Here is a 20,925-nt window from a genome sequence, read left to right on the forward strand (position 1 = left end):
AGGGTCGCTATCGAGTCGATGGCGGCCCTCAGGTCGTGCTCGCGCGTGCGCCGTGGCGTGCTCGGACGCGGACGCGCTCGGGAGGGGAGGCGCCCGAACGCGAGACTTACGCAGGCCTCCTCACGAATCCCCTAGGGTGGGGCCGGGCGCGACGCAGCGCCCGCTCCGACCCGACGAGGGGGACCCATGACCGACCCGACGCCGACCGCCGCCACTCCGCCGACGTTCGTCGTGACCGAGCCGCAGTTCGAGGCGATGTTCCCCGAGCGGAGCGCGTTCTACACGTACGCGGGGCTCGTCGCCGCGACGGCCGCGTACCCGGAGTTCGCGACGACGGGCGGCGACCGCGTCGCGCGGCGCGAGGCGGCGGCGTTCCTCGCGAACGTGAGCCACGAGACGCACGGGCTCGTGCACGTGGTCGAGGTGAACACCGCGAACTACCCGCACTACTGCGACCCCGCGCAGCCGTACGGGTGCCCGGCCGGCCAGGACGCGTACTACGGCCGCGGCCCGCTCCAGCTCTCCTGGAACTTCAACTACCGCGCGGCCGGGGAGGCGCTCGGGATCGACCTCCTGGCCGACCCGTGGCTCGTCGAGCAGGACCCGACCGTCGCGTGGCAGACCGCGCTCTGGTACTGGAACACGCAGCCCGGCACCGCGACGATGACGTGCCACGACGCGATCGTCGGCGAGCACGGCTTCGCCGAGACCATCCGCTCCATCAACGGCCCGCTCGAGTGCGAGGGCGGCAACCCCCGCCAGATGGACAACCGCGTCCGCCTCTTCCGCCACTACGTCGAGATCGTCGGCACCACGACGGGCGACCACCTCACCTGCTGACCGCCCCGCCCGCCCCGCGCCGAACACGACGTTGCTGTCGTTATCAGGCGGATAGCGACAGCGACGTCGTGTTCGGCCGGGTGCAGGGTCGTGGTCGGCGGCCGGTGCGCCGAGCGTGGCGGCCAGGCCGTTGCCGGCCGCAGCAGCGGTCAGGCGCAGGTGAGCGCGTCGTACGGGACGACGGCGGTGCGGCCGTCCGTGGTCGCCGTCGCCTCCCCGGCCGGGACGGTCGCGGCGCGGACGGGGAACGACTGGTAGGCGCTCGTCCCCGGCGCGACGTCCGCGACGACGCGCGAGCCGTACGGCGTGGCGAGCTCGACGTCGACCGGTGCGTCCGCCGTGCTCGTCGCGCGTACCGCGACGTACGCCTTCCCGGCCAGGCACCGCGCCTGGGCGGTCACGGTCAGCGGCGGCTCCCCCGTGCCGGACCCGGGCACGACGGCGTCCCACGGCACGCGCGCGACGAACACGTCCGCAGCGCCCGCATTCGTCGTCCCCGCGGGCGCACCGTACGTGAGCCCGGTGAGCAGCGCCGCCCCGTCGCGGCCGTCGGCCGCGGGGACCGGTGCCGCGAACAGGTTCGCGTCGTCCCACTCGTCCGCGCCGTCGCGCTCGCGCGACCCGGTCTGCGTCGCCTCGCCCGGGGTGCCGTCGGCCGCGACGGGGATCGTCACGACGTCGACCCCGCCGACGGCGGTACCCAGCGCGCCGTACGTCGTGCCGACGACGAGCACGGCGTCGTCCGCGCCGAGGACGCCCGTGACGCCCCGGTCGTCGGTCGACGTGCCGACCTGCGTCGTCCACAGGGCCTCTCCCGCGGGGTCGAACGCCCGCACCACGACGTCGTTGTCCCCGAGGTTGCCGGCCGCGCCGAGCGCCCCGCGCGTGTGCCCGACGGCCACGACCGATCCGTCCGAGCGCGCCACGAGACCGCTGACCTGGTCGTTCTCGCTCGTCGCGACGGCGCGCAGCCACTCCTGCTCGCCGTCCGCGCCGTAGCGCGCGACCCAGCCGTCGTTCGCGCCCGCGGGCTCCGCCCCGGGCATCCCGCCGCCCGACACCCCGCCCACGTACACCGCGCCGTCGGGCGACGCCGCGACCGCGAGCGCCTTGTCCTCGCCGGGCCCGCCGACCTGGCGCAGCCACAGCAGCTCGCCCGCCGCGGAGACCCGGCCGAGCAGCGCGTCCTTGTCCCCGGCGCTCGGCGCGCCGCCGACGGCACCGCTCGTGTACCCGGCGACGTACGCGCCGCCCGCACCGTCGGGCGCGACCGCGTAGAAGCGGTCGGCCGTTCCCGGGTCACCGGTCTGCAGCGTCCACGCCCGCTCGCCGTCGGCGGTCACGGCCGCGACGAACCCGTCGTCGCGCGTCGTGCCCGCGTGCGCGCCGTCGAGGTCGCCCTTCGTGTACCCGGCGACGAGCACCCCGCCGTCGGCGCCCGGCACGACGCCGTACGCGCGGTCGTCCGCGCCCGTCGCCACCGCGTGCCGCCAGACCTCGGCGCCCTCGGCGTCGCGCCGTACGACCACCGCGTCCAGGCCGCCCGCGGGCTCGTACCCGTCCCACGCGCCGGCGAGGTCGAGCGCGACGGCGGTGCCGCCGTCGGGCAGTGCCACGACGCCGCCCGCGCGGTCGTCGCCCGTCGATCCGGCGAGCTCCGCGTCCCACGGCACCGCAGGCGTCGTGCGCAGCCGCGCCGAGACGTCGACGATCCCCTCGCGGAACCCGGGCCGCCACACGTCCCAGTCGTGGCCGCCGTCGAGCACGCGCAGCTCGGCCGTCACACCCGGGACGCGGCGCGCCTGGTTGTAGAGGCGCGCGGACTCGAAGTCGATGTCGTGCGTGGCCTCCGCGGGGTTGGGGTTGGCCCACTCGTCGTCGCCGACGGCGACGAACAGGTGCACCGGGAGCGCCGGGTCGAGCGCCGCGAGCGCCGCCGGGTAGGACAGCTCCGTGTACCGGTCGGCGTCGAACGGCGCGGTGCCGACGCCGTAGCCGCCGTGGTCGCGGGCCGAGGAGTCCGCGGGCGGCTGCGGCACGTAGACGGCGGGGCTCAGCACGATGCCCGCGGAGAACGTGTCCTGGTGCGCGAGCGTGAACCGGAGCGCGCCCGCGCCCCCCATGGAGTAGCCGCCGACGGCGCGCGCCTCGCGGTCCTCGACGGTCCGGTAGGTCGCGTCGACGTGCGCGACGAGGTCGCGCGTGAACGCCGTCTCGACGGCGGTGCCGGCGCCGGCGCCCGTCGCGTCCCCGGTGTACAGGGAGTCCGTGTACCAGGAGCCGCGGTCGTTCCACGGCGCGTCGGGCATGACGACGACCATCGGCTGGATCTCGCCCGCCCCGATCAGCTCATCGAGGTCGCCCGTGATCTGCTGCCACGCCGCCTGCGTGTCCCCGCGCCCGTGCAGCAGGTAGAGCGTCGGGTACTCCTGCTCGCCGTCGTCGTAGCCGGGCGGCAGGTAGACCGTGTAGTCGATCGCCCCGGCCGCGGAGTCCGCGACCCGCCCCGCCTCGACCGTGCCCTGCTCCGCCGCCGTCGCGGGCAGCGCGAGCCCCAGCCCGCCCAGCCCGACGGCGAGGGCGAGAGCCGTCCCGACCGCCGTCGTCCCGGGCCGCCGGCCCGGCCGTGGTGCCGTCCCGCGGTGCGCCCGGTCCCGTGGTGCTGCGTCCATCGTGTTCTCCTCGTCGAGATCCGTGAATGTGCTGCCCCCTCCCCCCTCCCCCCACCCGTCGAGCACGACGTTGCTGTCGTGATCGGGCCGATAACGACAGCAACGTCGTGTTCGACCGCGGGCAGGGTCGTGCTCGGCGCCGGGCGCTACCCGGCGGGGCGGCGGTCCGCCAGTGCCAGCACGGTGCGCGCTCGCTCGACCATCGCGACGTCGAGGAACGTGCCGTCCGCCAGCGCGACGACGCCCGTGCCCGACGTCGCGGCGTCGCCCACGCGCTCGACGACCTCGCGCGCTCGGTCCACCTCGTCGGGCGTCGGCAGGAACGCGTCACGGATCGTGGCGAGCTGCCCGGGGTGGATCGCGGTGCGGCCGCAGAACCCGAGCGCCCGCCCGGCGCGGCACGACGTGGCGAGCCCGTCGAGGTCGCGCACGTGCGTGAACGCGGACATCGCGGGCGACGGCAGCCTTGCCGCCCGGGCGGCCACGACGACCCGGCTCCGTGCCCACGCGAGCCCGGCCTCGTCGTCGACCCGCAGGTCGGAGCGCAGGTCGGCTTCGCCGAGCCCGAGGGACGCGACCTGCGGCGACGCCGTCGCGAGCTCGAACGCCCGCTCGACCCCGAGCGCCGACTCGACGAGCAGGTGCAGCGCCCGCCCAGGCAGCGCCGCGGCGAGCGCGCGCACCTCGTCGGCGGACTCGACCTTCGGCGCGCGCGCCCCGACGGCGAGCGGCAGGCCCGCGAGCGCCGCGACGTCGTCGGCGTGCCACGGCGTCGCGGGGTGGTTGATCCGCACCTGGACCCCGCGCGCGGCGGCAGCGTCGTCCAGCAGCCCGACGGCGTTCCCGCGCGCCTCGTCCTTGCGCGCCGGCGCGACGGCGTCCTCGAGGTCCACGAGCACGACGTCGGCCGCGGACGCGAGCGCCTTGGCGACCCGGTCGGGCCGGTCCGCGGGCACGTACAGCAAGGTGAGCGGCGGCGCACCGGCCCGGGACGTGAGCCGGTCTCCCGACCCGGACCCGTCTCGCGGACCCGACGGAGCGCCCGCACTCATACCGCGCCCTCCGCCCGCAGCTCGGCGACGCGCTCGGGTGCGAACCCGAGCTCGCCCAGCACGGCATCGGTGTCGGCGCCGTGCGCGCGGCCGGTGAAGCGGATGACGCCGTCGTTCTCGGACAGCCGGAACAGCGGGCCCTGCATGAGCATCGGCCCGAGCTCGGGGTCCTCGATCTCGTGGATCGTGCCGAGCGCGCGGAACTGCGGGTCGTCGACGATGTCCTGGGCGTCGTAGATCGGCGCGACAGCGGCCTGCGCCTCCTCGAACGCGGCCACGACCTCGTCGCGCGTGCGCTGCGCGATCCAGCCGCCGACGGCCTCGTCGAGGAGGTCCGCGTGCTGCGCGCGCTCGACGCCACTCGCGAACCACGGCTCGTCGATCAGGTCGGGGCGCCCCACGAGGCGCATCACGCGCTCCGCGATGGACTGCGCCGACGTCGAGACCGCGACCCACTGCCCGTCGCGCGTGCGGTAGGTGTTGCGCGGCGCGTTGTTCGCGGACCGGTTGCCGGTGCGCGGCTGCACGGTGCGCAGCTGGTCCCAGCGCGTGATCTGCGGCCCGAGCATCGCGAGGATCGGCTCGATGATCGCCGTGTCGACGACCTGCCCGTGCCCGGTGCGCTCGCGCGTGGACAGCGCGACCATGACGGCGAACGCGGTCGCGAGCGACGCGACGCCGTCGGCGAGCCCGAACGGCGGAAGGGTCGGCGGGCCGTCGGGCTCGCCGGTCATCGCGGCGAACCCGCTCATCGCCTCGGCGAGCGTGCCGAACCCGGGGCGGGTGCGGTACGGCCCGACCTGCCCGAACCCGCTCACGCGCGCGAGCACGAGCCGCGGGTTGCGCGCGGACAGCTCGTCGTAGCCGAGGCCCCATCGCTCGAGCGTGCCGGGCCGGAAGTTCTCGATGACCACGTCCGCGTCGGCGACGAGCGCGAGGAACACCTCGCGCCCGCCCGGGCTGCCGAGGTTCGCGGTGACGGTGCGCTTGTTGCGCCCGAGCGTCTTCCACCACAGGTTCACGCCGTCCTTCGCGGCGCCGTGCGTGCGCGACGGGTCGGGCTTCGTGGGGTGCTCGACCTTGACGACATCGGCACCCAGGTCGCCGAGGTGCATCGCCGCCATCGGCCCGGCGAACAACGTCGACGCGTCGACGACGCGCAGGCCCGCGAGCGCGCCCGCGGCGGCGTCGCGCGAGACGCGCGGTGCGTCCGTCATGCCGTCACCTCCTCGGCGGGCTGGTCGGCGGCGGGCTGGTCGACGGCGAGGTCCCACGCGCAGCGGAACCCGACGGTCGCGCCGCGCGCGAGCCCCAGGCCGGGGACCAGGAGCTTGACCGCGTAGTCCGCCGCGTGGCGCCCGCCCTCGACGTACCAGTCGGAGCCGTCGGCGCGGTAGTCGCTGCCGCCCTTGAGCATGACGAACCGGGTGCGGCCGTCCGAGTGCTCGGAGCCCGTCCAGCTCCACACGGCGGGCTCGCCGCGCGTCCAGCCGGGCTGCTCGGCCGCGCGCTGCCACTCGTCCTCGGTGGGCAGGCGCCCGCCGCGCCACGCGCAGTACGCCCGCGCGTCGTCGAGGTCGACGAAGGTCACGGGCTCGTCCTCCGTGCCGGGCGCGGGACGGCCGTCCGCCCAGTGCGCGAGGAAGCGGTGCGCGACGGCGGGCACGTACCCGGTGGCCGCGAGGAACTCCGCGAACTCCGCGTTCGTCACGTCGCTCCCCACCGCGACCGGAGCGGCGAGCTCGCCGTCGCGCTGGAGGGTCCGCGCGTCGTGCAGACGCGGCGGGAGCGGCTTCCACTCGTCCACGTAGGGCGCGCCCTGGTACGTCCCGGTCTCGCGCGCCCGGTACCGGACGGTCAGCACGTACGGCCCCGCGGGGACGACGACGGCACCAGGCTCGGGCGCGCACGTCGCCCCCGTCCGGCCCGGCCCGACGGCGGCGCTCGACCCGGTCGGGTCCGTCGCCTCGATCGACACCGACGCGGCCGCGGACGCGGCGGGTGACGCGTGGAGGCGGCGCGCGAGCCGGTGCGGGAACCGCGCGTCCGGGTCGTGGCGCGCGGACTCGTCGAGCGACGCGACCACGTCGCGCAGGTGCGGCAGCCATGCCGGCTCGGCGACGCCGTCGGCCACGTGCAGCACCGCGGCGATGCCCCGCGCGGGTACCCGCACCCCGTCGACACCCCCGCCGGACCGAACCCGGGTCTGAGCGTCATCAGCGCCCTGGCGAGCCCTGGGTTGCACGTCACCCAGCGCCTCGGGTGCCACGGAATCCCGGGTTCGGCGGGAGGGGTGGTCGGGCGGGAGGAGGGGGCCGGCGTAGTCCGTGGCGCCTCGGTTCACCAGCGTCCACAGGGTCACGCCGTCGAGGTCCCAGCGCGAGGCGTAGACCCCCGCCGTCTCCGCCTCGGGGGCGAGCTCGGTGAGGGGCGTCCACTCGCCGTCCAGGAGCAGCGGTCGCGCCGCGCGCTGGACCGTGACCAGGCGCTTGACCGTCGCGGCGTCGCGCGGCGACCAGCCGACCCACACGCCGAACACGACCTCCCACACCATGACGCCGACGCCGTTGAGCCACGCGGACTGGAGCTCCTCGGAGTGGTCGCGGTGCCAGCGGCGCACGTGGTGCTGCATGTGCCGGCGCTCGTACCAGTGCGCGCGCAGCACGCCGGGCACGGGCGAGTCGGCGAAGAACTGCGCCCACGACGACGAGTGGTCCTCGATGCGCTCGACCGGAAGCTTGGACTCGCCCTCCAGGACGATGCCGGGCCGCGCGGCCTCGAGCCGCGCGACGAGCTCCGGCTCGGCCTTCTTCAGCGTGTCGAGGAAGACGCCGTCGGCGCCGAGGTCGCGCACGACGGCCGCGAGCTCGGTGAGGTCGTCGTCGCCGCGGCGCGTGCCGACGTCCCACGGGTTGTAGTCGACGAACACGTGCAGGCCCGCGTCGTGGAACGTCCGCACGAGGTCGACGATCCCCGGGACGTCACGGTAGAAGTCCCACTGGTTGCGGTCGTCGATCCCGATGACGGGGTACGCGTGCCACAGCACGACGGCGTCGAGGCCGCCGAACCGCTCGCGCGCGTCGGCGAGGAACCGCTCCGGCGTGAACCGGTGCTCCTCGAACGAGTACAGCAGCTCGTCCCACAGCCACACCTGCGCGACCGTCGAGCACCCGGCAGCCCACGCGGCGTCCGGACGGTCGTACGCGGTGCCCGTGTACCCGTGGCGGCGGCGCGCGTCGTCGCGCCACGCGGCGAGGCGCTCGCGCCACGCCGGGCGGTCGGCGGGGTCGGCCGGGCCGACGAAGATCTTCGCCTCGTCGAGCGCGAGGGACTGCTCGGGAGTGAGCGGCCCGTCGAGCGCGACCTCGGTCGGCAGGTCGATCGGTCGCGGGACCAGCGGGTCGAACGTGTACGTCATGGTGCCTTTCCCTCGGCGGGCGGGCCCGCGCTCGGTCGTGCTGCGAAGTGGCTCAGTTCGGTCAGGTGAGGCTCTCGGCCCGGCGCGCGAGCGCGACGACGTCCGCCGCGTCGGGCACGGCGTCCTGCGCGCCGGGTCGGGTCACGGCGAGCGCGCCCGCCGCGGCGGCGAGCCGCGCGGCGTCGGGCAGGTCCGCGCCGCGCGCGAGCGCCGCGGCGAGGACGCCGCAGAACGTGTCTCCCGCGCCGGTCGTGTCCACGGCCTCGACGGGGACCGCGGGGACGTGCCTCTGCAGCGTGCCACCGGGCAGCCGCTCGAGCACGAGGCTGCCCCGGCCGCCGAGCGTCACGACGACGGCCGGGACGCGCAGGAGCAGAAGGCTCGCGAGGCCGCTGGGGTCCGTCTCACGCTCCGTCGGACCGACCAGGTCGGCCGCCTCGTGCTCGTTGACGACGAGCACGTCGATCGCGTCCCAGACGTCGTCCGGCAGGTCGCGCGACGGTGCCGCGTTGAGCACCAGCAGCGCGCCGGGGCGACGCGCGGCCGCGGCGGCACGGACGACGTCGAGCGGGATCTCGAGCTGCGCGAGCACGACGTCCGCCGCGGCGATCCGCTCGGCCTGGGCCGCGCCGACCGTCACGTGCGAGTTCGCGCCGGGCGCGACGACGATCGCGTTCTCGCCGTCGGGCGAGACGGTGATGAGGGCGGTGCCGGTCGGGACGTCGACGCGCTCGACGAGGTCGGTGCGCACCCCGCCGCGGTCGAGCGACGCGAGCAGCAGGTCGGCCGCGTCGTCGTGGCCGAGCGCGCCGACGAACGTCGTGTCGGCGCCGCCCGCGCGCGCCGCGGCGACCGCCTGGTTCGCGCCCTTGCCGCCCGGGTTGCGCCGCAGGTCGCCGCCGAGGATGGTCTCGCCGCCGCCGGGGTGGCGCGGGACGTCCACGACGAGGTCGACGTTCGCCGACCCGACCACCACGACCCGTCCCGACCCGCCCCGGACCGTGGCGCCCTGCTCCCCGTCCGCCGTCCTGCTCATGCCGGTGCCTCCTCCGTGGGACCCTGCACGGCTCCCCCGGCCACCACGACCGGCGTCGCCGCGAGCGCGACCGTCCGCGCCGCGAGGTCCACGATCCTCTGCTCGCCGCCGGGCAGCGAGGTCGCGATGTGGCCGTCGAGCGGGCGCGTCCACCGCTGGCCGATCCCCTCGACGCCCTGCAGCGCACCCACCACGCCGCCGACCGTCGCGCCCGCGGAGTCGGTGTCCCAGCCCGCGGTGACGGCGATCGCGACGCTCGCGCCGAAGTCGCCGCGGCCGTCCGCGCCGCGCCCCGCGGTGAGCGCGTAGGCGATCACCGCGGCGTTGTTGAGCACGTGCACCCAGTGCAGGTCGCCGTACGCGGCGTGGATCGTGTCGAGCCCGGCGCGCACGCCCGCCTCGGACGCGTCGCCGTCGCGGCCCGCGTCACGGCCGAGCCGGATCGCGGCGGCCAGCCGGCTGCCCGGCGGCACGACGGCGTCCGCCGCGTCGAGCACCTCGTCCACCGTCTCGCAGACCATCGCCGCCGACGCGAGCGCGGCCGCCCACATCGCGCCGTACACGCCGTTGCGCGTGTGGCTCAGGCGCGCGTCCGTCCACGCGAGGCGCGCGGCCTCGCGCACGTCGCCGGGCGAGACCCAGCCGAGCACGTCCGTGCGGATGAGCGCGCCGATCCACTCCCGGAACGGGTTGTGGTGCGTCGCCGTCTCCGGCACCGGCCGCGCGTCGAGGATGTTGCGGTACGCGGCGCGCTCGGCCGTGAACACGCGACCCGCGGGCAGCGCGTCGAGCCAGAGCTGTGCGACGTCGTCCGTCGTGAACCCGCGCCCGTGCCGCTCCAGCAGGGCGAGCGCGAGGATCGGGTAGTTGAGGTCGTCGTCCTCGGGCATCCCGTCGATGTTCTCCTCGAGCGACGTCGGGGCGCTGCGCCGGTTCCACGGCCAGCGCGCGGCGACGTCGTCGGGCAGCCCTACGGCGGTGAACCAGCGGTCCAGCGGCCACCGGCCCGTCGCGCGCAGGATCTCCTCGATGCCCGCGCGCGGGATCTTCTCCACCGGCTTGCCGAGCAGGCAGCCCGCCGCGCGGCCGGTCCACGCCCCGAGCACGCGGTCGGCGTACGCGGCGTCGGCGGCGGTGGCGGTTCCGGTCGCCGCGCCGGCGGCGGTGCCGTCGGGGGGCCCGACGGCGCTCGGGCGGGTGGGCAGGCCGGGCGCCGCCGGGAGCGTGGCGAGGATCGCGTCCCAGTCGTCGGGCTCGTGCGGCGCGGGCGCCGCGGGCAGCGCGTCGAGCTCGACGAGCAGGTCGCGCGCGAGCGCGCGCAGCGCCGGGGTCGCGGGGACGGGACCGGCGCCGCTCACCGCGGGGACGGCGTCGCCGCCCGCGGCGGTCCAGCGCTCGCGCACGTCGGCGAGCGTCGCGGGGTCCTTGCCCTCCGCCACCGCCTGGACGAGCTCGTGCGCGAGCAGGTCCTCGGGCTGGGCCCAGGTGAGCCTCACGCCGGGTCACCCGTCCGCGCGGGCTGGGCCGCGCCGTCGTGCAGCCCGAGATCGCCGCCGTCCACGGACGCGCCGCCGAGCTCGGCGAGCGCGCGCAGGCGCGACGTGGCGCGCTCGCGGTCGGAGCGGAGGATGTCCGCCGCCGCGGAGGCCATGAGGCGGCCCGTCTCCCGGATGTCCATGCGGCTCGCCCCCTCGATCGCGTCGAGCCACTCGTCCGGCACGACGGCGGTCCCGCCCAGCCCGGCGCACACCGCGCCCGCCATGACGGCGATCGAGTCGGCGTCGCGCCCGTAGTTCACGGCGCCGAGCACGGCGCCGCGGAAGTCGCCGCGGTGCCCCAGCACGAAGCCGAGCGCCGCGGGCAGCTCCTCGATGGACTTGGTGCGCGACGGGCGGCGCGCGTCCATCGACATCTGCCGGTACGCAGGCCCGACCGAGTCGAACGGGGCCACCGTCTCCCGGACGAGCCGCGCGAGCGCGCGCTCCTCCTCGTCGGTCGTGGGCGCCGTCGTCCAGCCGTCGAACGCCTCGACGACGGCCTGGAGCGCGGCGGCCGTGCCGTCGTGCGCGACGTCGAGCGCGGCGTGCACGACGTCGTCGACCGTCGCGCCCGGCGCGACGGACGCGGCGACCATGGCCGCGAACACGCCTGCGGCCTCGCGGCCGTAGCTCGACTGGTGCGCGCCGGTGAGGTCGATGGCCTCGGCGTACGCGCCGCGCGGGTCGCCCGCGTTCGCGAGCCCCACCGGCGCGACGTACATCGCGGCGCCGCAGTTCACGACGTTCCCGACGCCCGCCTCGCGCGGGTCCACGTGCCCGTAGTGCAGGCGCGCGACGATCCACTTCTCGGCGAGGAACACGCGCTGCAGCAGCAGCGCGGTCGACTCGAGCTCCGGGATCCAGCGCGGCTCGCCGATCATGAGCGGCACGAGGTCCTCGGCCATCGCGTACGCGTCGAGGTGCTCGCGCCGCTTCGCGTACACCTCCACGAGCGCGCGCGTCATGAGGGTGTCGTCCGTGATGTGCCCGTCACCCTTGTGGTAGGGCGCGATCGGACGCGCGTCCTGCCAGTTCGGGTACCAGGGCTCCACGATCCCCGTCACGCGCCCCCCGTGGCGCTCCTCGATCTGCTCGGGGGTCCAGCCCTCGGTGGCGCCCCCCAGCGCGTCCCCCACCGCCGCTCCGGTGATCACTGCCACCGCTCGGTCGTCCAGCCAGGTCACGGTCCACTCCCTGTCGATCTCTCCTCGGCGCACGTCGCGCCCGGCGCGACCCGTCAGGGCCGCGGTTCCCGGCCGGGGGCGGTCGCGTGCGCGACCGCCCCCGGCCGCTGCTGCTCGGTGCTCGCCACGACCGCTGTCACGGTGCGCGGCGGGCGGCCGAGGTGCTACTTGGTGATCTCGTCCCAGCCGGCCTCGAGCTCGGTCGCGAGCTGGTCGGCGTCGATCTCCTGGGCGAGGAACTTCTGGTACGCCGGCGTCGCGACCGTGTCCTTCCACTGCGCGTACGCGTCGACGAACAGGTACGGCGCGGACGTGAGGAACTGGCCGGACGAGAGGATCGTCGACCAGCCGTTCTCGTCGCCGAGCGACGCCGCCATGGCCTCCTGGGCCGACGTCGTGGCCGGGATGAGCGCGTCCGCCTCGTTGAGCGCGGCAAGGTTCTCCGTGTCGGTGAAGAACTCGATGAACTCCGCGGACTCCTCGACGTGCTCGGAGTCGATGTTCACCGACAGCGTCTGCGGGTTGGCGGCCTGCTCGGCGCCGTCGGGGCCCTCGAGCGGGGGCAGCACGACCCAGTCGAAGCCCTCGGGCGCGTCGTTGGCGATGTTCGCGGCCTGGAACGAGCCCTGGATCGTCATGGCGACCTGGCCCGCGTAGAACGACGCGAGCGTCTCCGAGCCGGACTGCGTGAGGGTGACCGGCAGCACCGTGTTGTCGGTGTGGGCCATCTCGTCGACGAGCTTCGGCAGGGCCATCTCGCCCTCGCCGATGGTGATGCTCGCGTCGGCCCCGGTGCCCTCGAAGTACTGGCCGCCGAAGCCGGGGGCCATCGCCATGAACGCGGCCGTCGGGCTCGCGAGCCCCCACCCGAGCCCGTACGCGCCGTCCTTCGTCGTGGCCTTCGAGATCTCGCGCAGCTCGTCCCACGTCATGGTCTCGCCGGTCGGGATCTCGACGCCGGCGGCCTCGAGCATCGTCTTGTTGGCGAACACCATGTAGGACTGCAGCTCGGTCGGGTACGCGATGACCTGGTCGTCCACCGTCACGGAGTCGAGGATGCCCTCGGGGATGTCGGCGCGCTTCTCGTCCGACATGTACTCCGACAGGTCGGCCAGGTAGCCGTCCACGGCGAACGGCACGATGCTCGCGGCCTCGTAGTGGATGATGTCCGGCGCGGCGCCGCCGTTGAACTGCGTGATGAGCTTGTCGTAGATCCCGTCCCAGCCCGCGGGCACGATCTCGACCTGGACGTCGGGGTTGGCCTCGTTCCAGTCCGCGACGATCTTCTCGGTCGCCTCGATCGCGGCCGGCTGGTCGGACAGCGACTGGAACTTCAGCGTGACCGGGCCGCCGTCGGCGCCGTCGTCCCCGCTGCCGCCCCCGCTCGAGCAGGAGGCGACGAGCAGGGTCGTGATCGTGAGGCATGCGGCGATGGACGCACCACGAGTCTTCATGGTTCTACCTTTCGGGTGGGGGTGTTGCAGGGGGGGTACATGTGGGGGGTCACCCCTTCACGGCGCCGGACAGCAGACCGCCGGTGAGCTTCTTCTGCATGATCGAGAAGAAGACGATGCTGGGGATGGCCGCGAGCACCGAGCCCGCGGCGAGCGGACCGAGCGCCACCTTGCCCTCGCCGCCGATGAACATCTTCAGCGTGATGGGCAGCGTGTAGTTCTCGGGCGACTGGAGCAGGACGAGCGCGAAGAAGAACTCGTTCCACGAGGAGACGAAGCTGAACATGGCCGTCGCGACGACGCCGGGCATGAGCAGCGGGAAGACGATCGTGCGGAGCACGGTGAACCGGCTCGCGCCGTCCATGGAGCCCGCCTCCTCGAGGTCGACCGGGATCGCGGAGACGTAGCCCTGCATCATCCACAGCGCGAACGGCAGGGTGTACGTGGTGTGGACGAGCGTGAGCCCGACGAGCGAGTCCGTGAGCCCGACGGTCCGCAGGATGAGGAACAGCGGCAGGATGATGAGGATCACCGGGAACACCTGGCTCACCAGGATCCAGCCGACGCCCGCCGCGCGGATCTTGCCGCGCAGGCGCGCGAGCACGTACGACGCGGGCAGCGCGATGACGATGACGAGCATCGTCGAGACGACCGCGACGATCGCGCTGTTCCACGCCGAGCGCACGAGCCCCTGCCGCGAGAGCGCCTGGGAGTAGTTCTCCCAGTGGAAGTCCTGCGGGATGAGGCTCACGGTGAGCGAGTTGAGCTCGCCCGACGACTTGAGCGACGCCGAGATGAGCCAGAGCAGCGGGAAGCCGAGGAAGAGGATGTAGAACGCCAGGGCCACGTACTGGGCCGGGCGGACGAGTGCGCGCACGGGTCAGCTCTCCTTCTCGGAGCGGAACTGCGACCGCAGGTAGATCGCGAGCAGGAGGACGACCACGATGACGAGCACGACGCCCATCGCGGCGGCGTAGCCGATGTTCCGGTTCTTGAACGCCTCGAGGTAGGTGAAGAGCATCGGCAGCATGGTCCGGCCGCCCGGCCCGCCCTCGGTGAGCACGTAGACCAGCGAGAACGAGTTGAAGTTCCAGATGAAGTTCAGCGACGTGATCGACGTGATGATCGGTCGCAGGCTCGGGAGCGTCACGGCGGTGAAGCGGCGCCACGCGCCCGCGCCGTCCATCGACGCGGCCTCGTGGAGCTCGTCCGGGATCTGCTGGAGCCCGGCGAGCAGCGTCACGGTGGTCTGCGGCATCCCGACCCACACCCCGACGACGATCACCGCGGGCAGCGCCGTCGAGAAGTCCGCGAGCCAGTTGATGTCGTCCGGCAGGCCCAGGGCGCCGAGGAACGCGTTGAGCGGCCCGGCGTTGGGCGAGTAGATCATCTGCCACATGATCGCCACGACGACCGGCGGCATGGCCCACGGGATGAGCGCGAGGACGCGCGTGAGCCCCTGGAGCCGGAGCCCCGAGTTCAGCAGGAGCGCCAGGCCCATCGCCGCGACGAGCTGGAGCAGCGTCACGGAGACTGCCCAGATCATGCCGATGCGGAACGAGTCCCAGAAGAACGAGTTGTCCGCGAGGCGTACGAAGTTGTCGACGCCCACGAACTGGTAGTCCGGGTGGCGCACGAGCCGCGCGTCCGTGAACGCGAGCGCGACGCCCATGACGAGCGGCGCGACGCTCAGCACGAGGATCGGCAGGAGCGACGGCATGACGAGCGCGACCGCCTCGCGCCGCTTGGCGCGCGCCATGCCCCCGGTCCGGCGCGGGGCGCCCCGGTCCGGGCGGCGCGCCGCCGCGGCGTGCGGGTCGCCCGCGAGGGTCGGGGCGCTCATCGAGAACCCCCTCCCGCGGCGTCGACGGGCACCTCGTGCTCGACGGCGTCGCCCGCCGCGCGCTGCCCCCCCGCCTCGGGAGTCGCGGCCGGGGCGGCGGTCGACTCGCGCACGACGAGGCGCGGCCCGACGGCCGTGTGCCGCCCGGCCTGGGCGTCACCGTCCACGAGGTCGACGACGAGCTCCGCGGCGATCCGCCCACGCTCGGTCGAGCCGAGCGAGACGCTCGTGAGGCTGGGCTGGAACACGCGGCCAATCTCGGTGTCGTCCATGCCGGTCACCGCGACGTCCTCGGGGACCGACAGCCCGCGCTCGCGCACGGCCCGGATCGCGCCGATGGCGAGCAGGTCGTTGGCCGCGACGATCGCGTCAGGTCGAGCGCCGTCGTCGGACCCGTCGAGGAGCGCTCGCGTGGCCGCCAGGCCGGCCGCGACGGTGAAGTCCGCCGCGACGACGGCGTCGGCGCGCTCGCCCGTGAAGTCGTCCGCGTGCGTCGCGGCGTCGAAGCCGCGCTGGCGCGCCTCGCCGGGCGTCGTGTCGAGCGGGCCGTTGAGGAACGCGAGCCGACGGCGGCCGAGGCCGAGCAGGTGACGCACGGCCTCGCCGATGCCGCCCGCCGAGTCGGTGGACACGGAGTCGATGCCGCGGTCGGCCAGGGTGCGGCCGATGACGACGACCGGGACCGGCGCCTGCCGGATCTCCTCGACGAGCTCGTCGTCGGTGCGCAGCGGGCTGAGGATCATGGCGTCGACGAACCCGCTCGACAGGCTGCGCACGAGCTCGACGGTGGACCGCGTGGTGTCCCCCGTCGTCATGACGACGACGCGGTACCCGTGCGGCGCGAGGACCTCGTGGATCGCGGTCATCATCTCGACGTAGACGGGGTTGCCGATGTCGGCGACGGCGAACGCGACCTGGAACGTCTTCTTCAGGCGCAGCGAGCGCCCGATCGCGTCCGGGCTGTAGCCGAGCTCCGTGGCCGCGGCGCGCACGCGCTCGACCATCGCGGGGCTCGCGCCCGTCCCGTGCAGGGCGCGGGAGGTCGAGGCCAGGGAGACCCCGGCCCGCTGTGCCACCTGGATCAGCGTGGCGCGTGATGACGTCACTGTCGTCCACCTCGTCGTCGAAGGACCGTCGCATGTGGAAACGTTTCCAGACTGACGACCTCGACAGCCCTGGAAACGTTTCCGGGTTGCGCACACTCTCGCACCCGCCACGGCGGCACGTCAACCCACCCCGCGAGGTAGAACTCTGGTCACGCGAGGAGAGACCCGGTCGTGACCACACCTCAACCTCGCGTGACCACGGCTCCACCTCGCGCGTCCCACGGGTACGGGGTTCCGCGTACGGGGGTTGTCCACCACGGCGCCGCGCCGCCAGGCTCGAACCGACCCGATCACCGACGAAAGGTGCACCGATGCACACCCGAGCTCCGGCGTCGTCCTCCCCCGCGGCGTCCGCCGCGGTCGCCCAGCGGCCCGCGTCCCGTCCCCTCGCCCTGCTCCTCGCCGTTCTCCTCGTGCTCGTGGGAGCGCTCTCGTGGGCCGTCGCCGGCCCGGCGCAGCAGGCGCACGCCGCGACCTGCGCCCCCGCGTGGAGCTCCGGCACGGTCTACCTCGGCGGCGCGGTCGTGTCGCACGGCGGCCAGAACTGGAAGGCCGGCTGGTGGACCCAGGGCGAGACGCCCGGCACCACCGGCGAGTGGGGCGTCTGGCGCACCCAGGGCGCGTGCGGAGGCGGCGGGACCGACCCGGGCAACCCCGGGAACCCGAGCGGCTTCGTCGTCTCCGAGGCCCAGTTCAACCAGATGTTCCCGAACCGGAACGCGTTCTACTCCTACCAGGGCCTCGTCGACGCGCTGTCGGCCTACCCGGGCTTCGCGACGACGGGTGGCACCGAGGTCGCCAAGCGCGAGGCCGCGGCGTTCCTCGCGAACGTCAACCACGAGACCGGCGGGCTCGTCTACATCAAGGAGATCAACACCGCGAACTACCCGCACTACTGCGACTACTCCCAGCCGTACGGCTGCCCCGCGGGCCAGAGCGCGTACTACGGCAAGGGCCCGGTCCAGCTGAGCTGGAACTACAACTACAAGGCCGCCGGCGACGCCCTCGGCATCGACCTGCTCAACAACCCGTACCTCGTGGAGCAGAACTCGGCCGTGGCCTGGAAGACCGGCCTCTGGTTCTGGAACACGCAGTCCGGCGCGGGCTCGATGTCCGGGCACCAGGCGATCGTCTCCGGCGCGGGCTTCGGCGAGTCGATCCGCTCGATCAACGGCTCGATCGAGTGCAACGGCGGCAACCCGGCGCAGGTCCAGTCGCGCGTCACCGCGTTCCAGCGCTTCGCGCAGATCCTCGGCACGACGACGGGCGCGAACCTCTACTGCTGACCTCGCCCCCACCCGGCCCGTGACCGTGGCCCGTCCCGACACCGGGGCGGGCCACGAGCGCGCACGCCACGGGCAGCGGCACCGGCGCACGAACCACGGCTCTACCCCGCCGGGGCCGGCTCTGGCTCGGTGCGTCAGAGGGCGGCGAGAAGGTCGCGCATGCGGTCGATCTCGCCGCCCTGGCCGGCCGCGGTCTCGGCCGCGATCTCGTTCGCGAAGAGGTCCTGACCCTCGACGAGCACGACGTCGACCATGGCGAGAGCGCCCTCGTGGTGCTGGATCATCCCCTCGAGGAAGAGGCGGTCGAACTCCGCTCCGCTCGCGCCCTCGATCGCGGCGAGCTGCTCGTCCGTGAGCATCCCGGAGACGCCGTCACCGTGCTCGTGCCCCGACCCCTCGGGCGCGCGCGGGCCCGTGCCGCCGACGTCCTCCGCGCCCTCCGGGACGGCGAGGTCGCGGGCCTGGAGCCACGACGCGAGCGCGTGGACCTCGGGGCCCTGCGCGGCGGTGACGCGCTCCGCGAACGACCGGACGGCGTCGGACCCCGCGCGGTCCGGCGCGAGCGCCGCGATCTCCAGCGCCTGGAGGTGGTGCTCGATCATCCCGGTCACGAACGCGGCGTCGGCCTGGTTCCAGGAGTCCGCCTCGGGCGCGGCCGCGTAGTCCTCGGGCGCGACCGTCGTCGCCTCCTCCCCCGGCCGGCCGGGCTGCACGACGACGCTCGACGGCGTCGAGGTCGGGTCGGGGTCCGGCGTGCACGCCGAGGCGCCGAGCGCGAGCCCGAGCACGACGGCGCCGCAGGTCAGGGCGCGTGCGCCGCCGGCCGGGACTGCGTTACGGCTGGGAAAACTCTGCACCTGTCCTGTTCCCTCCGTGTAAAAGGTCACCGGAAACTGCCCGGTTTGAGTGGTCCAGATCACATTTGCCCGTCAGAATTCGCAGAACCCTACCAAGGAGGTGTTTCTCAGGTGCATCGAACGACGCACGGGCAGACGCGCCGGCAACGACGCCGGGTCCTGCTCGCCTCGTCCATGGCGGCCACCCTTGCCGTCTCCTCGCTCGCCGTCGCCTCGTCGGCAGCCGCCGAACCGTCCGACGGCTCTCCCGAGGCGGTGGCCGCGCTCACCGAGCAGGCCGCCGGCTCGCTCGCGGACCTTCCCGCCCAGCGCCTCGCCCCCCTCGCCCAGGCCACCGACGTCCTGGCGCCCGGGGAGGTCGCCGGCAGCCCCAACCTGACCCATGTCGCGAACATCCCGAAGAACGGCGAGTTCGCGCCCGAGGGCCAGTACAGCAGCGACCTCGCGTTCCAGGGCCGCTACGCCTTCGCCGGCAACTACGGCGGGTTCACGGTGTACGACGTCGCGAACCCCACCGCCCCCCAGCAGGTCGCGCAGGTGGTCTGCCCGGGTTCGCAGAACGACATCTCGGTCTACGGGGACCTGCTCGTCCTCAGCACCGACTCGTCGCGCAGCAACGACTCGTGCGACAACGTCGCGCAGAGCGCCACGGTCAAGGACTCGTGGGAGGGCGTCAAGGTCTTCGACATCTCCGACCCGACGTCGCCGCAGTACGTGTCGTCGGTCGAGACGCAGTGCGGCTCCCACACGCACTCCCTCGCGCCGTCGAAGGACGGGGAGGAGCTGTTCGTCTACGTCTCGTCGTACAGCCCCAACGCGGCGTTCCCCGACTGCCAGCCGCCGCACGACCTCATCTCGGTCGTGCAGATCCCGCTCGACGACCCCGCCGCGGCGGAGCTCGTCTCCACGCCCGTGCTCTTCCCGGAGGGCGGCAACCCGGGCGGCAACGGCTCGAGCACGACGTCGGGCTGCCACGACATCACGACCTACCCGTCGAAGGACCTCGCGGCGGGCGCGTGCATGGGCGACGGCATCCTCATGGACATCTCCGACCGCGCGCACCCGGTGGTCACCGAGGTCGTCCGCGACACGACGAACTTCGCCTTCTGGCACTCGGCGACGTTCAACAACGCCGGCACCAAGGTCGTCTTCACCGACGAGCTCGGCGGCGGCGGCGCACCCACGTGCAACCCGACGGTCGGGCCCGAGAAGGGCGCGGACGCGATCTACGACATCGTGGGCGGCGAGCTCGTCTTCAAGAGCTACTACAAGATCGAGCGGGAGCAGGCGGCGACGGAGAACTGCGTCGCGCACAACGGCTCGCTCATCCCCGTCCCGGGCCGCGACATCATGGTCCAGGCCTGGTACCAGGGCGGCATCTCCGTGTGGGACTTCACGGACTCGGCGAACCCGGTCGAGATCGCGTGGTTCGACCGCGGCCCGCTCTCCGCGGAGCGGCTGATCCTCGGCGGCTCGTGGTCGGCGTACTGGTACAACGGCGCGATCATCTCGAACGACATCCAGCAGGGGCTCGACGTCCTGCTGCTCGACGATCCGATCACCAACGCGGCGAAGACGGTCGTCACGGACGAGCTCAACCCGCAGGCCCAGCCGACCTACGCCGAGCCGCCGGCCTGGTCCAAGAGCGCCACCTACACCGGCGGGTCCACCGTCACCTACGGCGGCGCCGTCTGGCGGGCCCAGTGGTGGACCAAGGGCCAGACACCCGGTGACCCGTGGGGCCCGTGGGAGGAGATCGCGGGCGTCGACGCGGACGGGGTCGGCGTGTGGAAGCCGAGCCGCGTCTACGTCAAGGGCGACAGCGTGACCTACGAGGGGACGACGTACACCGCGAAGTGGTGGACGCGGAACCAGGCGCCCGGCGACCGCTGGGGCCCGTGGGCCGCGCAGGACTGACCCGCACCCCGTCGCCGGACCGCCCGGGCCCCCGGCCCGGGTGAGGTGATGCCCGACGGCGCCCGCTCACCCCGGTGGGCGGGCGCCGTCGCGCACGGGGACGGCCCCGGCCGGGCGTCAGGCGGCGGCGACGGCCTTGCTCTCGCGCACGGTCGCGAGGGCGCGCGACCAGGCGACGACCTCGTCGAGGGTCGCGTCGAGGTCGCGCAGGTGGCGCTCGCGCGGCGCGAAGGTCCGGAACTCCTCGAAGTCGTCGTAGAGCGACAGCCCGACCTGGGTGCGGACGTCGGCGAGCTGCAGCTCGCCCGCGACGAGGCGCAGCTGCTCGACGGCGCGCGTGCCGCCCTGCGCGCCGTAGCCGACGAAGCCCACGGCCTTGTCGGCCCACTCGTGGTACAGCCAGTCGAGGGCGTTCTTCAGCACGGCGGGCGGTGCGTGGTTGTACTCGGGCGTCACGACGACGTAGCCGTCGAAGCCGTCGATCACGCGCGACCACTCCCACACGAGCGGGTTCTCGTACTGCTGCAGGCGCGGCGGGAGCGCCTCGTCGAGGTGGGGCAGCGGGTGGTCGGCGAGGTCGACGAGCTCGAACGTCGCGTCGGTGCGCTGCACGGCGCGGTCGAGCACCCAGCGCGCGACGCCCTCGCTGTTGCGCCCGGTGCGCGTGCTCCCGACGAGGACCGCGAGGCGCGGGGTCGAGGTCATGGTTCCTCCAGAAGAGT

Annotated in this window: 16 protein-coding genes; 3 read left to right on the forward strand and 13 right to left on the reverse strand. The window is 74.2% G+C overall.

Translation table 11 applies throughout. From position 1 onward, the window contains the following. Positions 1-186 precede the first annotated feature (186 nt). The gene (locus tag JOE63_RS20540) at positions 187-840 is read left to right on the forward strand and encodes a chitinase (RefSeq protein ID WP_087470169.1); all 654 of its coding nucleotides are present in this window, start codon (positions 187-189) and stop codon (positions 838-840) included. Between the two features lie 149 nt (positions 841-989). On the opposite strand, the gene JOE63_RS20545 is transcribed toward JOE63_RS20540, so the two are convergent. From JOE63_RS20545 to JOE63_RS20595, 11 genes are all read right to left on the reverse strand, one after another. After that, positions 990-3,512 carry an alpha/beta hydrolase-fold protein gene (locus tag JOE63_RS20545; protein ID WP_204543311.1) on the reverse strand — a complete coding sequence of 841 codons (2,523 nt, stop codon included), beginning with the start codon at positions 3,510-3,512 and terminating at the stop codon, positions 990-992. Between the two features lie 146 nt (positions 3,513-3,658). After that, positions 3,659-4,468: an HpcH/HpaI aldolase/citrate lyase family protein gene (locus JOE63_RS20550; protein WP_307840273.1), complete on the reverse strand. Its 810-nt coding sequence runs from the start codon at positions 4,466-4,468 to the stop codon at positions 3,659-3,661. A gap of 92 nt (positions 4,469-4,560) precedes the next feature. Further along, entirely contained in the window at positions 4,561-5,781 is a 1,221-nt protein-coding gene (locus JOE63_RS20555; RefSeq protein ID WP_204543315.1) for a CaiB/BaiF CoA transferase family protein, read from the reverse strand. Further along, complete coding sequence (locus JOE63_RS21270) at positions 5,778-7,982, reverse strand: SUMF1/EgtB/PvdO family nonheme iron enzyme (RefSeq protein WP_239576793.1); 2,205 nt, start codon at positions 7,980-7,982, stop codon at positions 5,778-5,780. Before JOE63_RS21270 ends, JOE63_RS20555 begins: the two co-directional genes overlap by 4 nt. Positions 7,983-8,043: 61 nt before the next feature. Next, positions 8,044-9,018 carry a ribokinase gene (locus JOE63_RS20565; RefSeq protein ID WP_204543317.1) on the reverse strand — a complete coding sequence of 325 codons (975 nt, stop codon included), beginning with the start codon at positions 9,016-9,018 and terminating at the stop codon, positions 8,044-8,046. After that, positions 9,015-10,514 (reverse strand): ADP-ribosylglycohydrolase family protein, encoded by a 1,500-nt coding sequence (locus JOE63_RS20570; RefSeq protein ID WP_204543319.1) that lies wholly within the window; start codon positions 10,512-10,514, stop codon positions 9,015-9,017. Before JOE63_RS20570 ends, JOE63_RS20565 begins: the two co-directional genes overlap by 4 nt. Then, positions 10,511-11,740 (reverse strand): ADP-ribosylglycohydrolase family protein, encoded by a 1,230-nt coding sequence (locus JOE63_RS20575; protein WP_087470175.1) that lies wholly within the window; start codon positions 11,738-11,740, stop codon positions 10,511-10,513. Before JOE63_RS20575 ends, JOE63_RS20570 begins: the two co-directional genes overlap by 4 nt. Before the next feature lie 164 nt (positions 11,741-11,904). Next, complete coding sequence (locus tag JOE63_RS20580; RefSeq protein ID WP_087470176.1) at positions 11,905-13,194, reverse strand: ABC transporter substrate-binding protein; 1,290 nt, start codon at positions 13,192-13,194, stop codon at positions 11,905-11,907. Positions 13,195-13,243: 49 nt separating this feature from the next. Continuing rightward, positions 13,244-14,071 carry a carbohydrate ABC transporter permease gene (locus tag JOE63_RS20585; protein WP_087470177.1) on the reverse strand — a complete coding sequence of 276 codons (828 nt, stop codon included), beginning with the start codon at positions 14,069-14,071 and terminating at the stop codon, positions 13,244-13,246. A gap of 3 nt (positions 14,072-14,074) precedes the next feature. Further along, the gene (locus tag JOE63_RS20590; protein ID WP_239576795.1) at positions 14,075-15,037 is read right to left on the reverse strand and encodes a carbohydrate ABC transporter permease; all 963 of its coding nucleotides are present in this window, start codon (positions 15,035-15,037) and stop codon (positions 14,075-14,077) included. After that, positions 15,034-16,143, reverse strand: coding sequence for a LacI family DNA-binding transcriptional regulator (locus JOE63_RS20595; protein ID WP_307840274.1), 1,110 nt, complete (start codon positions 16,141-16,143; stop codon positions 15,034-15,036). The genes JOE63_RS20590 and JOE63_RS20595 overlap by 4 nt, the downstream gene beginning before the upstream one ends. Positions 16,144-16,454: 311 nt before the next feature. On the opposite strand from JOE63_RS20595, the gene JOE63_RS20600 reads away from it, so the two are divergent. Further along, on the forward strand, positions 16,455-17,429 hold the full coding sequence (locus tag JOE63_RS20600) for a glycoside hydrolase family 19 protein (RefSeq protein ID WP_204543320.1): 975 nt from the start codon (positions 16,455-16,457) through the stop codon (positions 17,427-17,429). 134 nt (positions 17,430-17,563) lie between these two features. On the opposite strand, the gene JOE63_RS21275 is transcribed toward JOE63_RS20600, so the two are convergent. Next, positions 17,564-18,286 carry a DUF305 domain-containing protein gene (locus JOE63_RS21275; protein ID WP_204543321.1) on the reverse strand — a complete coding sequence of 241 codons (723 nt, stop codon included), beginning with the start codon at positions 18,284-18,286 and terminating at the stop codon, positions 17,564-17,566. Between the two features lie 111 nt (positions 18,287-18,397). Between JOE63_RS21275 and JOE63_RS20610 the strand changes: the two genes are divergently transcribed. Next, positions 18,398-20,203 carry a carbohydrate-binding protein gene (locus tag JOE63_RS20610; protein WP_239578567.1) on the forward strand — a complete coding sequence of 602 codons (1,806 nt, stop codon included), beginning with the start codon at positions 18,398-18,400 and terminating at the stop codon, positions 20,201-20,203. Between the two features lie 117 nt (positions 20,204-20,320). On the opposite strand, the gene JOE63_RS20615 is transcribed toward JOE63_RS20610, so the two are convergent. Next, a complete protein-coding gene (locus tag JOE63_RS20615; protein WP_087470182.1) occupies positions 20,321-20,908 on the reverse strand; it encodes an NADPH-dependent FMN reductase in 588 nt (195 codons plus the stop codon). Positions 20,909-20,925 lie beyond the last annotated feature (17 nt).

It is taken from the genome of Cellulosimicrobium cellulans (genome assembly GCF_016907755.1).
GTDB classification, from domain to species: domain Bacteria; phylum Actinomycetota; class Actinomycetes; order Actinomycetales; family Cellulomonadaceae; genus Cellulosimicrobium; species Cellulosimicrobium cellulans_D.

Coding starts and splice junctions, on each gene's coding strand:
- JOE63_RS20590 (WP_239576795.1), bottom strand. CDS start 15,037: ATGAGCGCCCCGACCCTCGCGGGCGACCCGCACGCCGCGGCGGCGCGC.
- JOE63_RS21270 (WP_239576793.1), bottom strand. CDS start 7,982: ATGACGTACACGTTCGACCCGCTGGTCCCGCGACCGATCGACCTGCCG.
- JOE63_RS20540 (WP_087470169.1), top strand. CDS start 187: ATGACCGACCCGACGCCGACCGCCGCCACTCCGCCGACGTTCGTCGTG.
- JOE63_RS20565 (WP_204543317.1), bottom strand. CDS start 9,018: ATGAGCAGGACGGCGGACGGGGAGCAGGGCGCCACGGTCCGGGGCGGG.
- JOE63_RS20555 (WP_204543315.1), bottom strand. CDS start 5,781: ATGACGGACGCACCGCGCGTCTCGCGCGACGCCGCCGCGGGCGCGCTC.
- JOE63_RS20600 (WP_204543320.1), top strand. CDS start 16,455: ATGCACACCCGAGCTCCGGCGTCGTCCTCCCCCGCGGCGTCCGCCGCG.
- JOE63_RS20580 (WP_087470176.1), bottom strand. CDS start 13,194: ATGAAGACTCGTGGTGCGTCCATCGCCGCATGCCTCACGATCACGACC.
- JOE63_RS20615 (WP_087470182.1), bottom strand. CDS start 20,908: ATGACCTCGACCCCGCGCCTCGCGGTCCTCGTCGGGAGCACGCGCACC.
- JOE63_RS20545 (WP_204543311.1), bottom strand. CDS start 3,512: ATGGACGCAGCACCACGGGACCGGGCGCACCGCGGGACGGCACCACGG.